This is a genomic window from Cohnella boryungensis, from assembly GCF_042651945.1.
Classification (GTDB): Bacteria; Bacillota; Bacilli; order Paenibacillales; family Paenibacillaceae; genus Cohnella; species Cohnella boryungensis.
This window is the reverse complement of record NZ_JBHSED010000031.1, coordinates 1-16228: the sequence shown is the minus strand read 5'-3', so window position 1 is coordinate 16228 and position 16228 is coordinate 1. Positions and strand designations below refer to the sequence as shown.

The window sequence follows — 16228 nt, the reverse complement described above, 5'->3', positions numbered from 1 at the left end:
GCCTTCTTGCCTTAGCTCAAGCTTTGGATAATTCAATCTCGCCTTGCTGTTTCACGACAAGACTTCCGTTCTCTTCGTCGATCAGGAGCGAGTTGCCCTTGGAAATCTTGCCAAGCAGCAAGTCCTCCGACAGGCGATCCTCGATATGCTTCTGAATCGCCCTGCGGAGAGGACGCGCCCCGTACTGCGGATCGTAGCCTTCCTTCGCCAGGAACGCTTTGGCCGATTCCGTCAGCTCGAAGCTGACGTTATGCTCGACAAGGCGCTTGCGAAGCTCATCGGCCATCAGCGTCACGATCTGAGCGATATGCTCTTCGTTCAACGGATGGAAGACGATGGACTCGTCAATCCGGTTCAGGAATTCCGGGCGGAACGATTTCTTAAGCTCCGCGAGCACTTTTTCCTTCATATTCTGATAATCGCGTCCGGCATCCTGCGCCGCCGTAAAGCCGAGCGTCGAGTTTTTCTTGATCTGCTCCGCGCCGACGTTGGACGTCATAATGATCAGCGTATTGCGGAAATCGACCGAACGGCCTTTGGAATCGGTCAATCGGCCGTCCTCCAGCACCTGAAGCAGAATATTGAATACTTCGGGATGGGCTTTCTCGATCTCGTCGAGCAGCACAACCGAGTATGGCTTACGGCGAACCTTTTCGGTCAATTGACCGCCCTCGTCGTAGCCGACATATCCCGGAGGCGCTCCGACAAGACGAGAAGTCGAATGTTTCTCCATGTACTCGGACATGTCGATGCGGATAACCGCATTTTCGTCTCCGAACATCGCTTCCGCAATGGCGCGGGCGAGCTCGGTTTTACCGACGCCCGTCGGGCCCAAGAAGATGAAGGAGCCCATCGGACGCTTCGGATCCTTGAGGCCCGCGCGGGCGCGGCGAATGGCGCGGGACACCGATTTGACCGCTTCCTCCTGCCCGATAACCCGGTCGTGAAGGATGCTCTCCATGTTAAGCAAGCGCTCCGTCTCTTCCTCGGCCAGCTTGCTGACCGGAATACCGGTCCAGCTAGCCACGACTTGGGCGATGTCCTCAGGCGTAACCTCGGAATCGGTGCGGCCTTGCTTTTCTTTCCATTGATTTTTCGTATAATCGAGCTCTTCACGGATTTTTTGCTCGGTATCGCGGAGAGCCGCCGCTTTCTCGAACTCCTGGCTTTGAACCGCCGCGTCCTTCTCCTTGCGGATATCCTCAAGCCTTGTTTCCAGCTGCTTGAGATTAGGCGGAACCGTGTACGAATTCAGCCGCACCTTGGAGCCCGCTTCGTCGATCAGATCGATCGCCTTATCCGGGAGGAAGCGATCCGGAATGTAGCGGTCGGACAGCTTGACGGCCGCTTCAATCGCTTCGTCGGTAATCTTGACGCGATGGTGCGCCTCGTATCGGTCGCGCAGGCCAAGCAATATCTGCACGGCCTCCTCTGGCGTAGGCTGATCCACCGTAATCGGCTGGAAGCGCCGTTCCAGCGCGGCATCCTTCTCGATATATTTGCGGTATTCGTCAAGCGTCGTCGCGCCGATGCATTGCAGCTCGCCGCGAGCAAGAGCAGGCTTCAAAATGTTGGAGGCGTCGATCGCGCCTTCCGCGCCGCCCGCGCCGATAAGCGTATGCAGCTCGTCGATGAACAGGATGACGTTGCCCGCTTGGCGGATTTCATCCATGATTTTTTTCAATCTGTCCTCGAACTCGCCGCGATACTTCGTGCCTGCCACGACAGACCCCATATCGAGAGTCATGACGCGCTTGTCGCGCAGCGTCTCGGGAATCTCGTTATTGACGATTCTTTGCGCGAGGCCTTCGGCGATCGCCGTTTTCCCGACCCCCGGCTCCCCGATCAGCACCGGATTGTTCTTCGTCCGGCGGGAGAGCACCTGAATGACGCGCTCGATTTCCTTCTGACGGCCGATAACCGGGTCGATGTTGCCTTCCCGCGCGCTGGCAGTCAGATCGCGGGCCAGACCGTCCAGCGTCGGAGTGCTGACATTAGCCGACGGACCGTGGTTCTGCGATACGGTTTCGTTGCTGCCGAGCAGCTGCAGCACTTGCTGGCGGGCTTTGTTCAGGCTGATGCCCAGATTGTTCAGCACTCTCGCCGCTACGCCCTCCCCTTCGCGGATGAGACCCAGCAGAATATGCTCCGTGCCGACGTACGTATGGCCCAGCTTGCGGGCTTCGTCCATCGACAGCTCGATGACTTTCTTAGCGCGCGGAGTGTACGCGATATTCGTCGGCTGCTCTTGACCGCGCCCGATTAACGACTCGACCTCGTCCTGAATTTTCTCCAAGCCCAGGCCCAGCGCGATCAGCGCCTTCGCGGCGATGCTCTCCCCTTCCCGGATCAAGCCAAGTAGAATATGCTCCGTGCCGATATTATTGTGTCCCAGCCGCACTGCTTCTTCCTGAGCCAAGGCCAACACCTTCTGCGCGCGTTCCGTGAATCTGCCAAACATCATGAGACACACCTCCTAATAAAGTTAGAATAAAGCATTTAAGAAAGAGTTGCCAGCCGGGAACGGATTAAATCCGCCCTGGATTTGTCCCGGTCCTCCGGGCTCATCGCCTCGCCGAACGTCATCTGCAGGAATCCGGGCTGCGTGGACACGAGCAGCTCGTTCATGGAAAGCGGATCGACCTCGGGGAGAAGCCCGAGATGGGAGCCTAGCCGGATGTCCGAGAGCCGCTGCGAAGCTTCCTTCGAATCCATGATCAAGGCCTGCGACAGGATTCCGAAGGACCGCCGCACCCTATCCTCGACGCGAAGTCGGGACTCGGTAAGCAGCTTGCTTCTGGCGGATTTCTCATGCTCGATAATCTGATGCGCCACCTGGAACAGATTTTCGATGATTTCCTGCTCCGACTGCCCCAGCGTAACCTGGTTGGACACCTGGAACAGGTTCCCGGTCGCTTCGCTGCCTTCTCCGTAAATTCCCCTGACGGCCAGGCCGACCTGGGTTACCGCCGACAGAATCCGATTGATCTGCCCGGTCATTACCAGAGCGGGCAGATGCATCATGACCGAGGCCCGAATCCCCGTGCCTACGTTCGTGGGGCAGCTTGTCAAGTAGCCGTGCTTCTCGTCGAAGGCGTAGTCGACCTGCTCCTCGAAAATGTCGTCCACCTTGCTGGCCATATCCCAAGCCTCGCGAACCTGAAACCCCGAACATAGATATTGAATGCGCAAATGATCCTCTTCGTTAATCATGACGCTAATGTCTTCATTGGGGCCTAGGATCAATGCCGCGTTACGCGAGTCGTTCGCCAGATTGGGGCTGATCAGATGCTTCTCAACAAGCACGAGCTTCTCCAGCTCGGTCAGCTCGGACAGCCGCACATGCTCGATCTTGCCGAGTCCGTTCAAGCGCCCGCTCTCCGCCACGCCGAGCAGCTGCTCCATCACGGACAGGGATTGTTCCGTCGCCGCCATGATCGGAAACGGCATATTGCGCAAATTGCGGGCGACGCGGACTCGGCTGCTGACGACGACTTCGGAATCCGGGCCTTCACCTGTCATCCATTGACTGAGCGCCTGTTTGACGAATTTACGTTTTGCCATCATTCTTCCCTGCCCTTCAACCGCTCATTTCGTTCTCAAGCTCCCGAATCCGGTCCCGTAGCTGCGCCGCGGATTCGAAATCCTCCCGCTCGATCCGCCCCCGCATCTCTTTCTTCAAGCGGTCGATTTCCCGCTTCGTCTTGAGATGACCGCCTGCCCGCTTCGGCACCTTCCCGACATGAACCGTACTACCATGTACCCTTTTGAGCAGCGGATCAAGCCGCTCCGAAAATATTTTGTAGCAGTTGCTGCAGCCGAATCGTCCGAGCTTGCTGAACTGCGCAAAGGTCATTCCGCAGCATTCGCATTTCACCGTCGCGGGCTGCTGCGCAAGAGGGCTGGCGTTGGAAGGCTCGAAATCCAGAATGCCCGACAGCAGATTATGAATTGAAAATCCGCTGCCAGCTCCCGGGAGCTGTTCCCCTTTTTCCCTCGCGCAAGGTTCGCAAATATGCAGCTCCGTTTTCTCCCCGTTGACGAATTTCGTGAAATGCAGCGAGGCCGGCCGTTTGCCGCAATCTTGACACTGCATGGCTTCCTGCCTCCTTTCTCATTTCGTAAGCAAGGCGATCAGCATCGCCTTAAGCAGCTTGGCGCGAATCTCGTCCCGAACCGGAAGCTTGAGCGCCAAGGCGTCTCTTGACATCACGGCCTTCAGCAAATAAGCTTCGCGCTCGGTCACGAACCGTGCCTCCACCAATTGGTAGATCAGCCCTTCCGCCGTCGTCTGGTCGATCGTCTCTCCCACCGTCTGGCGAATATGGCGCTGCACGGCCTCCAGCGATGGCAGATCGACGCGCTGAATGCGGATATATCCGCCTCCGCCGCGCTTGCTCTCCACGAAATAGCCCTTCTCCAGCGTAAACCGCGTGCTGATCACGTAATTGATCTGCGAGGGGACGCAAGAGAACTTGTCTGCCAGATCGCTTCGCTGAATCTCGATCGTGCCTTCCAGACTGTTCTCCAGGCTTTGCTTAAGATAATGTTCGATAAGCTCTGTAATATTACGCACTATCCAGCCTCCTTTCATGGATGCATGGCCCGCACAAGCGGATTTACCGCAAAATTGCCGACATGTTCATCAGGGGTGGATCTGACTTTGACTTTCTTTGACTATATCTACATTATACGCTGTCCTCGCGAAAATGCAAATGTCTCTTCCGGCTGTCCGACGACACGCCGTTACCTTCTCGCGTACAGTATTCTCCAAAGGCGCCTTTCGTACTTATCGCGCCGAGCTGACAATTTGATCTTTCGTTTCCTCCTCTTTGCGGCCGCTTGGGATTGCGCTTCCCGAATCCGCTCCCATCTTCGGCCTTTCTCTTCCTCCCGGCTGCTGTTACGCGCAAAGACATGCCCGCAAAAACAGGCTGCCGGAAGTTTCCCGAACAGCCTGCCTGTGCTGTAATCCTCTCTATTTGCTTGACGGAAGCCGGCTCTCCTCCGTCCTCTGCAGGAGCTTTGCCGAAAGCGCGGACAGTCTGCCGCGCATCGCCTCACCCGATACCTCCGGCGAGAAGCGGGCGCGTATCGTCTCCCGTCCGTTGCTTGCGATCCGCTTCCTCCAGGCCTCGTCGTATACCGCTTTGCGCATCAGGTGCACGGCATGCTCCTCGTCGGGCTCGGCCCAGATCTGGTGAGCTTTGTAGGGCCCATAGTGGGTTCCGATCCGCATGAGCTTGCAGCCAACGGTTCCCGAATTCTCGCTGCTCATGAAGTCCGTATTGCCCGACCAGTTCGTCGCGATAACCGGCTTGCCCAGATACATCGCCTCGGCGATTGGAAGGCCGAAGCCTTCCGCCCGGTGCAGCGAAATATAACAATCGGCGCAATTCAGCAAGGCGTTGGCCTCCGACCGGCTCAGCACCCTGTCGATGATGCGGACGGCAGGCAGCCCCTCCGCTTCGCGTCTCAGGTTGTCGACCTCCGTTTTCTGGGGGTTGTTCATCTTGATGACCAGTCCCGCCGGCAAGCCGAGACGCTGAACGGCATACCGATAAGCTTTGAGCACGGCGGAAGGATTTTTGCGGGAGGAATAGCTGAACGTATCATACATGCACAGGAAAAGAAACTTTCGTTCCGGCAAGTCGAAGCGATTTCTCCCCGCGTCAGAGGGGACCTCGACATGAATGCCGTGAGGAATGACCATCACCGGCACGGGGGACTTCCGAATGAGGCTGTCGCGGACGAATGCGGACGGCACCCAGACCTCGTGCACGTGGCGGAAGCCTTCCGCGAATTCGTCGGGAAACTCGGGCAGCTCCCAATGCCAATAACCGATATTTACCCTGTCCTCGAACCAGTCCCGTCCAAGCGTGGCATAGGCCAGGCCCATCTGATCGGCGTTGATGTGAAACAGATTCACCGGATAGATCGGCGCTTCGATCTCCCGATATGACCAAGAGTACTCTCCCCTGTGCGACATATTGCCTCCCGAGTAATCCAGCATGCCGAACGGCACATTGACCGCGCTCAACGCCCTTGCCGCCAGCCTGCAGGACTCGCCGATCCCCATCTCGTATTTTGCGTAGCCGATCAGATTTACGCCAGGCACCACTTGACTCACCTCACCGATAAATCATCGAATCGATAACCGGCTGCCAAACAATCGGATCGATGCCGTATTCGAGCGGAGCAAACTGTCTGGCCCACGTCATCAAGCTTTGCCGATGCTCCCCGTAGGCGGCCGGGAACAGCCTTTGCAGATCCACGCGCGTCTCGTAGATTTCCTTGAGCAGCTGAGGGATGGGAGCCGTAATGCTCGTCGGGGAAAATAGCCAGCTGTAATACCCGTGAGGCGTCAGGGTCAGGAACGGATTCCCGAACGCCGGCAACGCCCCCAGCTTGCGGTACAGCCTTCGGGCCAAGGCGGGGATGGCTATGCCGTTGTCGAAATAGCCGTAGGCATATCTTCTCCCCGCCGTCTCCGCATAGCCGTTCGCAACGAGGTGGGCGACATATTCCCGAAACAGCTGCTCCAGATGCGGCATGCTCGACCACCGATGACGAGTCTGATGCTTCGAGATGCAGCTCAAATCCGCGGGCATTCCGCTGAAATGGTAGAACGTAAGGGGGCTTCCGGCAACCTCGTAGCTGCCGTTGCGCAGCGTGACCGGGCGATCGTGCAAATTCCAGTATGCGACGTTATACGTCTTGTCTTTAAGAATATGAACGCCCTCGAATAGAGCCGGGGCCATATCCATCCATCTCTGATCGACGTGATACCCCGCCGCTGGATCCATAACGCAATAGCTCGTCAATCTCGCCTTCCACCACTTCAGCATCCGCAGTGTCTCATCCTTGCGGGTCAGAGCCAGAAAGCCAAGATTGTACACCCCGCTCCTGAGCAGGTCGACCTCTTCCGGCTTCTGACGATCGTCCGGGAGCGGCGAGAGAAGATGCGGCGTCAAGACAATCGCATGCCTCGGCAGCTCGCGCAGAAAGTCGTCCATTCGCTGTGTAATCCAGGTGTCCGGGTCCAGATAGACAACGGACTCCAGCCCGCGCTTATATAGCAAGTATTCGAGGAAGAAGGGCTTAACGGCGGTGTTGAATTCCGTGACATCGTATTGGAATCGCAGGTTTGGCCACTCGGGCAGCCCGATCTCGTGCAGGCCGACCCATTCGAACGGCTCCTCCCGCTCTGCCAGCGAAGCGTCGGCCTCATCCGCCAGCAGAACGAAGGCTTTGCCGGTCGGATGATGCTCCAGGAAGGATTTCACGAGCGTTCGGGCGAATGCGATGTAGTTCATCGAGATAATCGTACACATCGTGTACATCGTCATTTCTCCCTCCTTCATGGCTGGGATCGCCAGTATTGAAGGAGATCCTTCAGCGTCCGTTCGAACGGAATTTCCGGCTGCCAGCCGGTCGCTGCGCGGAACTTGGCGGAATCTCCAAGTAGAATCTCCACATCGGACGGGCGCAAACGGCTCGGATCGGTCTTAACCTCGATCCTTACGTCGCTGAAGGACAGCAGCATCTCCAGCATCTCTGCAATCGTATAGCAGGTCCCCGAGGCGATATTGTAGTTCTCCCCCGGCTGCCCCTTCTCCAGTGCCAGCCAATAGCCCCGGACAACGTCCCTCACGTCGGTGAAATCCCGCTTCGCCTGCAGATTGCCCACGTGAAGGACGGGAGGCTTTCTGCCCTTCTCGATGTCGACAATCTGCTTGGCGAAGTTGGAGGTGACGAATTGCTCTCCGCGCCTTGGACCGGTATGGTTGAACGTAATCGTCCGGACGACATGCAGCCCGTAGCTCCGATGATACTGATAGCCCAAATAATCCTGCGCGACCTTGCTGATGGCGTAAGGGCTGAGCGGGCGGAGCGGGTTCGTCTCCTTAATCGGCGTCTCCTCCGGCTCCACCTGCCCGTATTCCTCGCTGGAGCAGGCAATTTGAATTTTCGCCTTCAGGCCGAATCTTCTGACCGCCTCGAACAGATTCACCTGTCCCGCCACATTGTTATGGATCGTATCGATCGGAGAATTCCAGGAAGTCGGCACAAAGCTCTGGGCCGCCAGATGAAAGATCAGGTCCGGCCTCTCCCGGTCGATAAGCGATTCTACCGAGAACGGGTCCCTCAGCTCGCACTCTTCCAGGCGTATGTCCTTCAGCAAATGAGAGATGTGGTCCATACGGCTCCGATTGCGTATCGTCCCGACCACTTCCGCGCCTTGCCGCAGCAGAAACTCCGCCATATGACTGCCGACGAAGCCCGATATTCCCGTCACGAGCGCTTTCACTAGCCGACGCCTCCTCCTTGTTTCTCGACACGCTGAACGATCGCTTTAAGATCGGATTCCTTGGATTTATGACAGATCAGCAAGCCCTCCGAGGTAGAGACAATAATCAAATCCTCCGCTCCGATCACAATCGTTTTGCGTCCTTCGGCAAAGATAATGTTGTGGTTGGAGTCGAAGGCATGAACGGACCCATGCAAAATATTGCCGTTGGAATCCGCCTCCTCCTCCCGAATCCGCTCCAAGGACGCCCAACTCCCCAGGTCCTCCCATTCGTAGCGGAAAGGGATCGTGTAGAGGTTGTTCGCCTTCTCCAGCACGGCATAATCGACAGAGATTTTCGGCAATTGCGCATAGATTCGGTCCAGCTCCGCGCCGGCTTTCGCCAATGCGTCCCATAGACCGGGCTGATGCTCCTTCATCGCTCGAGCAATCGTAGACGGTCTCCACACCATAATGCCGCTGTTCCAGAATACATCCGGTTTGGCTACGAGCTGAAGCGCGGTGTCCCTGTCCGGCTTCTCCACGAACGAGAGCACCTTGCGCGCCCCTTCATGCCCCTTTCCCCCGGAAGTCAGAATATAGCCGTAATGCGTTTCGGGCCTGGCCGGCACGATGCCGAGCGTCACGATCGCATCGGAGGACTCCGCTATGTTCTCCGCCTTGCAGAGCGCTTCATTCAAGGCGAGCACATTCGGGATATGCTGATCCGAAGGCATCAGAACAAGCGTCTCATCCTCTCCCCGACGGAGAAAATGAAGCGCGGACAAAGCGACGCAAGGCCCGGTATCCCGCTGGACGGGCTCCAGAATCAGCCGTTCCTCATCCAGCTCCGGCAATTGCTCCAGCACTAGCGGCCGATATTGCACCGCAGTCACCACATAGATCCGATTCGGCGGCACGATGCGGGTCAGACGGCGATAGGTCTGCTGCAGCATCGATTCCTCCGATGTGAGCGCGAGAAATTGCTTCGGTCTGTCCTCCAGGCTTCTCGGCCATAGACGACTGCCCTTGCCGCCCGCCATAATGATGATTCTCATGAGTCAGATCCCCTTCCCGATCCCGGCGGATCGACCGCTGCAAATGCACGGATTATTGTATGGACTGCCCACCCGCATGGCATGGACGCTTGACTACTCCGCCCTGTAAATGGTCCAATGGCCTATCGGCTGCCGGAAAAGGGTCTTGCCTATCGACTCATGCCCAACAGTTCCTTGATTTTATTGCCGATGGCAGCGGGGGAATATCTGAAGTGCATATCGAAGGCCGCCTTTCTGCCGATCCTCTCCCGCCTGCTCCGATTCTCATAGAGCTCCCTCATGGCTTTACCCACGCTTTCCTGCCGAATATCCGCCCACATGTGGCTGCGGTAGTACTCCGGACGCTCCGATTGCAGCTTGGCGTCTACCGGCACCAGCTCCTTCTCAGGTTCTATCAGGACGCTGTTCTCCTTGTTCATGAATTCGGTATATCCGCCCCAGTTTAAGCCGATCGCCGGCTTGCCCAGCGACATCATCTCCATCGCCGGCATGCCCCAGCCTGCCCGGTCGACAGAGATGTAGGCATCACAATTAAGATACAGATCGATCAGCTCCTGCTCTTCGAAAGGCTCCACGATCACGATAATTTGCGAGAACAATCGTTCCTCGGGCGCGTAAGATCGAATCACCGACATGACCTTCTCCGGCGTATAGCCGCTATGGACGTACGCCTTCAGCACAAGAGAGGCATCCTCGTCCCGGCCGAACTCCCGGCAGAAGGCATCGATAAGCAGGTCGACGCCTTTGCGAAAATCGAACCCGAACACGTAGAGAAAGGAGAACTTGCGCAACGGAGGGGAAAATACGATCTGATTGTAAGGACGTCCGGGGTAGAAGCGCGTAACGTTGATCGGGTACGGCACGACGCGCAGCTTGGAGGCGTCTACACCGCTTCTGGAGAAGGTATCGTAATTAAACTTGGAGGGAACCCAGAGCTCATCCATTCGATTGCATTGCGAAGGCCAGTCCTGCGGCACGCGATCGGTCTCGAAGAGCGTAATCCCGATTGTTTTTTTCGTCGACATTGACGGCACGTGCATATGAAAGTGGGCGGGCACCCCGTGCTGGATACATACGGGGCTGTCCCCGATTTTTCCAGTCGAGAGCTTCTCCAGCCATTGAACGGTCTCCTCGCCGATCTCCAGTCGATGGCTGCTTGCCATCGTCGGCGCGATGTGGACCGGTATTTCCGCCGCCTCCAGCGCCCTTAGATAATTGCGGGATACGTTCCCGTACCCGCCCATATCGTATACCGGGCCTACCCAATAGACTCCCGTGCAGGTCATCGAGCACCGTCTCTCCTTTACGCGTTCATTTGGGTCATTATATGTGCGTGCCAGCAGCAGTGCACCGAAGAGGCAATTGAGGATCGAAACGTCGTTCAGGACCGACATTTGTCCATGCACAAATGAGATTGCCGCATATACTTCATTACTGGTGATATCTACCTACCTCAGTTAAGGAAGGACTGCGGCCCATGGGAATTGCCGGCCTGGAGCTATTGGACTACTTTCTGGTTGATCGCGAGCCGGTGGCTTACAACCAGCTCCCCTATGGCAACTGCTCGGAGCGAACGATTGAGATCCCGATCGCTCTTCGTTTTCTGAAGGCGCAGAAGGCCGGTATCGGAGAGCCGTATCTGGAGATCGGCAACGTTCTCGCGAACTATGAAGCTCTGCTGGAACAGGATGCCGCTCTGGCCAATCGAATCGTGCTCGACAAGTTCGAAGAAGCCCCAGGCGTCTTGAACGTGGATCTAATGGAATATGACGGCAAGCACAGCCTGATTCTTTGCCTATCGACCGTCGAGCACGTCGGACAGCATGCTTACGGGGAGCAAAAATCCGGCGATCGCGAAGCTCCGCTTCGGGCTATTCGCCAAATCTACAACTTGCTTGCGCCCGGCGGGACGGCTCTCGTTACCGTGCCGTTCGGCAAGCTGATGGACATGGGCTGGCTGATCCAGTTCAGCGATGCCTACCTGCAGCTCCTTACCGATAAGTACGGCGTCCCTAGGGAGGCTGCGACTATCTCGTATTTTCGCAAGCAGGACATGGATATGCATCTCCAGACTCCGCCTCAATGCTGGATTCAGTGCGAGAAGGGGGAATTGACCGAGACGATGTTCGACAGTCCATTCATGTTCGCGAACGGGATTGCCGTCATTCGTCTTCGCAAAGTCGGACCCGATATCGCCCCGGAGCTCCCGGAGGCTTCTCCTCTCGTCTACATGCCCGCACCTCTCATCTCCAGCGTCTACTTCTCCCCGTTCATCCGACCCGCAGGCTTCGACAAGGACGGCTGTTTTCCGGCCAATCGCCCCGGTTATCCATTCTACAGCCATCCCCTGACGCTTGCTCCCGGAAGCTACGTACTGAAGACGTCGTTCGACATCGAGGGATCGGGGGAATTTACGCTGGAGATGGTCTCGGATCACGGGCGCCGGCTGCTGTGGAGCGAACGCGTCGCCGGGTCGGGAGAGGCCGTTCACCGAATTGTGCTCGACCGGGAAGAGCGCGACGCCTCCTTGCGCCTCTATCAGCATAATTCCGCCCGCAGCCGCTTAAAGGTGCCCTGCTTGCTGTTCATGCGCGATTCGTAATTACCCCTGAGGAGGAATAACCTTGTTCGAATATAGGCCTCATGTCTATGTCGGAGACCATACCGTACTCACAAACCTGACTGCCGGACCTGCCATGTTTCTGGACCTTCGGGAACCTGTATGTATGGCGATCTACCTGACGGGAGGGTGGGAGCCGTGGCTGACGGGAACGTTCCTGTCGGTCGTTCGTCCGGGGATGACCGTGCTGGATATCGGCTCTCATAGCGGTTACTTCACGCTGCTGGCCGCCCAACAGGTCGGCCCGACAGGTGTTGTGCATGCGTTCGAGCCCAATCCCTTTCACCACCGGCACCTGCTCCGAAGCGCGGCCGTTAACGGATACGGCCATGTGAAGCTTCACCGGGTCATGCTGTCGGACTCGAACGGGGAAGAGGTCATCGAAACCCGCGGGGAGGGCGGGTCCAGCATTTTCTATCCCTCCATGCTGGAGATTAATCAGGTCACCCGCACGAAGGTCAAGAAAGCCGTATTGTCGGATTTGCTAGGCCCTTCCAAGAAGGTCGACGTGGTCAAGATCGATATCGACGGCGGCGAGCCGTATATTATGGATAGCCTCTTCGAGGTTATTGAAGCTAACGGCAGAATGGTCATCTTCATGGAATATTTACCGATGCTTTGGGGAGGCCATGCTCCTCGTCCGATTATGCAGCGTTTCGTGGATAAGGGCTTTACCATCTACAACGTGCCGATGAACGGCGAAGCGATCGCTCCGGTGTCCTTGGATACTCTGGCCGCTCATACCGGCCATCTGCATTGGGATCTCCTGATGATTCGCCAGTAGGTCGGGATCGGTGATAGAAGAAAAAGCCGCTTCGGCGGCTTTTTCCATGTCAGAACTTGGGCTTCTCGATAATCAGCCCTATTGAAGTGGATACATACTGACCGAGCATAAGGCGGAGATGAACGGGGTTGCTATAGGGCGGCAGATCCACATAGGATTCGTTAGGGCCCGTGCCTGCGGTATAATCGATCGTAATCCGGTAGCCCTCCCGTCTGAGCTCGTCGGCCATCGCTTCTATGTCTCTGTGCCGGAAGATTACGAGTATTGGGGCTTCCAGCGTACCGTCGTTGGACGTCAGATTATATTCAGTCGTATGCACGGCCACGCCGCCAGGCCGCAAGCATTTCATCTGATTTACGATGAAGCGTTTGCCGTGCTCGATGGAGCCAAGATGCTCAAAGCTGCAGGAAGACCATGTAAAATCGAATTGATTCGTGTAGGCGTCGCTGATCCGGTTCATATCGGCGCTCTCGTAGGTCACCAACTGGGCAAACTGATGAGGATCGCACAGCCCCCGTTCATTCAAGTCCGCCAAATTGACGGCATGCTGATTCGTATCGACCCAGCCTTGCTGCTTCGCGCGTTCGACCTCCAGATCGGTTGCCACAATCTCGGCTCCATAGGCGGCGAATGCAGCGGTCAGCGGCTCCTTCCCGACTCCGAAGCCGAGTCCCCGCTTGAACGGCATCAGCATTACCCGTTCGCGCAGCGCTTCATAAATGTAGCACCACTCCCACAGCTTCCGGTGAAACCTCATTTTTTCCCCTAGCTTCAAGCAGCTCTGAATAAACCACGGCTCGGCGAAATCCGTTTCTCTGCACAATTGCGAGCCCAGCATCCGTTCCTCTCCCTTCGTCATATATTGCGAATGCTCGGCACGCCGTCCGGGCTCTGTTGTATGCGCCAGAGTACGGTTGGGGCCTCCCCCAGAAGGCCGCTCTGATCGATCGCATCCTGAAGCATCTCCGCGAATTGCGGCAGCGATTGCCGTTCGTGCATGTAAGCTTTTGCTCGCTCGGACAGCGCCTCTCGCTTGTCTTTGCTTCGATAAAGCTCTGTTAAAGCTTGAAGCAAAGCGTCCTCCGCTTCTTCGCCCGTCGGGATTTTCACGAACACATCCGCGGGAAAATCCTCGTATGCGAGCGAGTCCGCCACAATCGTGGGAATGCCCCCCGCAGCCAGCTCCATCACCGTATCCGGAGCCCCCTCGGAGCCTGGAGGAAATAAGGCGATGGCCGCATCGGTTCGCGCAAGCTGTTTCTTGTAGCGTTGGATCGAGATGATCTTCTTCAGTCGGATATGCCGCCGTAACCCCAGCTCCTCTATAAGCGTAAGCTGCTCGGGGGACAAGATCAGCTCGCGGTCCGATAGGATCGTATAGCGAAAATTCGCGTCTCCTTGAGCCGCAAGCCTGCCTAGCGCCTTCAGAACTATCGGACACGGAAACGGAAACGAATTCCCTCCGTCAGCCACACTTGCCAGCAGGAACGGCGAGCTGCCCGAAGACGCTGCGGCGAGTCCCGGATTGGCCGGGGCGGGGGCATGCAGGACGCGCCGGTACTGCCGTTTCGCCAACTTGTCTTCAGCTCTTCGGCTATACGCAAGAATGAAATTGGCGTTATCCAAATATTCGCGATACAGCGGTACCTCCGCGCGTGCGATCTTTCCCTCGAAGATTAAGTTCATCCACTGGCGCGCTTGAAGCCCGAACTCCTTAGCCAAGCCGCGATAATAAGCCTGGAGATCGTTGCCCTCAATGGTGCTCTTCCACATCCGCTCGTGAAGGTGCTCCTCCGTCAGAACGACAATCCCCGGCTGGTCCGCCATATTGGCCAGGTAGGGCAGCAAGAACGCATAACGTTCCTCGTTGCCGAGCTCATAGAGGACATACTCATATTGGCCTTTGCGTTGCTCGAATTCGGTATGAGGATATACGGAGATCGGACTATCCTGCCTCCTCGCTTTTCCCCGTTCCTCCACTAGAACCTGTTCGACGTATACATCGACATCGCTTCGATTCGTCAGATAAGGAACAGCCTCATACAGTGTGCCGTAGGCTTGCGGGTAGAACGCATGTCTTGGGGCAAACACCGCGATTTTTCTGCGGTATACTTTCTCATACCCTTCCATCACCTTAAGCGCTACCGTTTCCCAGTTATACTTCCGGGCCTGCTTCAAGCCTTTCTCCGCCATTTCCTGCAGCAGCAGCGGCCGGGTCAACAAATAAACCAGGCCGTCGGCTATGCTCTCAAGACTCTCCGGATCGACCTGATATACCTTATCCTCTCCGATCTCCGCCAGAGAGGAATTGTTGGACGTCAGCACCGAAGCTCCGCATGCCATTGCCTCGACAATCGGCAAACCGAACCCCTCGTAAAGCGAGGGAAAAGCAAACAGAGCGGCGCCGTTGTACAGCTCCACCAGCTCGTCGTCCGCAACGTAGCCTGTAATCACGAGCGCTCCTTCTGCTCCGAGCCGGCTTGCCTGATCAAGCATAGCGCTTTTCTCGGTTGCCGAAGAGTTATAGACGATGACAAGCTGATAGGCGTCGGACAGCTTGCGGTTCGCCCCGATAAAAGCTTCGATCAGCCTCGCCAGATTTTTGCGCGGATCGTCTCCTCCCGTGCACAGAACGTACGGACGCACAATTCCATAACGCTCTGCCGCCGCAGCCGGAGCGCGCTTTGGCAAAACCTTGAATTTCGGATCGTAACCACCCATGATGACGCTGATCTTCTCCGGTTCTATTCCCGCCAATCTGACCGCATCCTGCTTGGTCGTTTCCGAAATCGCGTAGATGATATCGCAAGACCGAATCATTTCAATGACCCGCATATAGATCGGTCTCACAAAATCGTTCATGTACTGCTTCTCCAGCACGAGAGGAATGACATCATAGAGCGTTGCCGCGACCCGTGTATATCCGAACCAGGCTTTGTTCAGCATGGAGTCGCTATAGGCTTGGAACAGATTCGCCGGCAGGTGGAACAGGTTAAAAGGGCTCGTCATATGGTAGACATCGATTCGATTGCGATACAAAAATTGCTGCAACTGGTCTTTAAGGTACTCCGCGCCTTTGCTGACGTCCGGGTAGAAATAATAATAGGTATGCTTGGCATCCTGGTTAAGAATGGCTTCGATCATGTTCTGGGAGTACCGCCCGATTCCTCTTTTCATAGCCTCCGTCTTGGCAAAAAACATATCGAAAGCAATATTCATGGGAAAAGGGTCACCTCCGCTCGCTTCAGACTTCGATCCCATGCTTATTGTATGGCTTCCGCGACGCAGGGCATGGGCACACGCCGGGGGAGCAGAAAAAAAGCGAGAACCGAGCGTTCAGAATGACGCAGATTACGCGAACCGAATGAGAAAATGAAATGCCAAAAAGCACCCTCCGGGATGGAGAGTGCTTCGTCAATCGGGCAGATTGCGCCCTGAAAACTGGAAGCGAACCCGTGCGACGAAGTCGTCACGGC

Annotated in this window: 14 protein-coding genes; 2 read left to right on the top strand and 12 right to left on the bottom strand. The window is 56.5% G+C overall.

Going from position 1 to position 16228, the window contains the following annotated elements:
• Positions 1-16 precede the first annotated feature (16 nt).
• From ACFO1S_RS14390 to ACFO1S_RS14350, 9 genes are all read right to left on the bottom strand, one after another.
• Positions 17-2464 carry an ATP-dependent Clp protease ATP-binding subunit gene (locus ACFO1S_RS14390; RefSeq protein WP_204605866.1) on the bottom strand — a complete coding sequence of 816 codons (2448 nt, stop codon included), beginning with the start codon at positions 2462-2464 and terminating at the stop codon, positions 17-19.
• Positions 2465-2499: 35 nt separating this feature from the next.
• The gene (locus ACFO1S_RS14385) at positions 2500-3564 is read right to left on the bottom strand and encodes a protein arginine kinase (RefSeq protein ID WP_204605878.1); all 1065 of its coding nucleotides are present in this window, start codon (positions 3562-3564) and stop codon (positions 2500-2502) included.
• 16 nt (positions 3565-3580) lie between these two features.
• A complete protein-coding gene (locus tag ACFO1S_RS14380) occupies positions 3581-4096 on the bottom strand; it encodes a UvrB/UvrC motif-containing protein (protein ID WP_204605867.1) in 516 nt (171 codons plus the stop codon).
• A gap of 18 nt (positions 4097-4114) precedes the next feature.
• Entirely contained in the window at positions 4115-4576 is a 462-nt protein-coding gene (locus ACFO1S_RS14375) for a CtsR family transcriptional regulator (RefSeq protein ID WP_204605868.1), read from the bottom strand.
• 402 nt (positions 4577-4978) lie between these two features.
• Positions 4979-6118, bottom strand: a complete 1140-nt coding sequence (locus tag ACFO1S_RS14370; RefSeq protein WP_378127007.1) for a glycosyltransferase family 4 protein — start codon at positions 6116-6118, stop codon at positions 4979-4981.
• Positions 6119-6131: 13 nt separating this feature from the next.
• On the bottom strand, positions 6132-7343 hold the full coding sequence (locus tag ACFO1S_RS14365) for a hypothetical protein (protein ID WP_378127006.1): 1212 nt from the start codon (positions 7341-7343) through the stop codon (positions 6132-6134).
• Positions 7344-7360: 17 nt separating this feature from the next.
• Positions 7361-8311 (bottom strand): GDP-mannose 4,6-dehydratase, encoded by a 951-nt coding sequence (locus ACFO1S_RS14360; RefSeq protein WP_204605870.1) that lies wholly within the window; start codon positions 8309-8311, stop codon positions 7361-7363.
• The gene (locus ACFO1S_RS14355; RefSeq protein WP_204605871.1) at positions 8311-9348 is read right to left on the bottom strand and encodes a mannose-1-phosphate guanylyltransferase; all 1038 of its coding nucleotides are present in this window, start codon (positions 9346-9348) and stop codon (positions 8311-8313) included. Before ACFO1S_RS14355 ends, ACFO1S_RS14360 begins: the two co-directional genes overlap by 1 nt.
• Before the next feature lie 149 nt (positions 9349-9497).
• Positions 9498-10634, bottom strand: a complete 1137-nt coding sequence (locus tag ACFO1S_RS14350; RefSeq protein WP_204605872.1) for a glycosyltransferase — start codon at positions 10632-10634, stop codon at positions 9498-9500.
• A 191-nt stretch (positions 10635-10825) separates the two neighbouring features.
• On the opposite strand from ACFO1S_RS14350, the gene ACFO1S_RS14345 reads away from it, so the two are divergent.
• Together ACFO1S_RS14345 and ACFO1S_RS14340 are read left to right on the top strand one after the other, a co-directional pair.
• A complete protein-coding gene (locus ACFO1S_RS14345) occupies positions 10826-11950 on the top strand; it encodes a methyltransferase domain-containing protein (RefSeq protein WP_204605873.1) in 1125 nt (374 codons plus the stop codon).
• Between the two features lie 22 nt (positions 11951-11972).
• Complete coding sequence (locus ACFO1S_RS14340) at positions 11973-12752, top strand: FkbM family methyltransferase (protein WP_378127003.1); 780 nt, start codon at positions 11973-11975, stop codon at positions 12750-12752.
• A gap of 49 nt (positions 12753-12801) precedes the next feature.
• Here the strand turns inward: ACFO1S_RS14340 and ACFO1S_RS14335 are convergent, their stop codons facing one another.
• The 3 genes from ACFO1S_RS14335 to ACFO1S_RS14325 form a co-directional block, all read right to left on the bottom strand.
• Positions 12802-13590 carry a methyltransferase domain-containing protein gene (locus tag ACFO1S_RS14335; protein WP_204605881.1) on the bottom strand — a complete coding sequence of 263 codons (789 nt, stop codon included), beginning with the start codon at positions 13588-13590 and terminating at the stop codon, positions 12802-12804.
• A gap of 17 nt (positions 13591-13607) precedes the next feature.
• Positions 13608-15971, bottom strand: coding sequence for a glycosyltransferase (locus ACFO1S_RS14330; protein WP_204605874.1), 2364 nt, complete (start codon positions 15969-15971; stop codon positions 13608-13610).
• 44 nt (positions 15972-16015) lie between these two features.
• Positions 16016-16228, bottom strand: a 213-nt coding sequence (locus tag ACFO1S_RS14325) for a hypothetical protein (RefSeq protein WP_378127002.1), incomplete at its 5' end; no start/stop codon positions are given.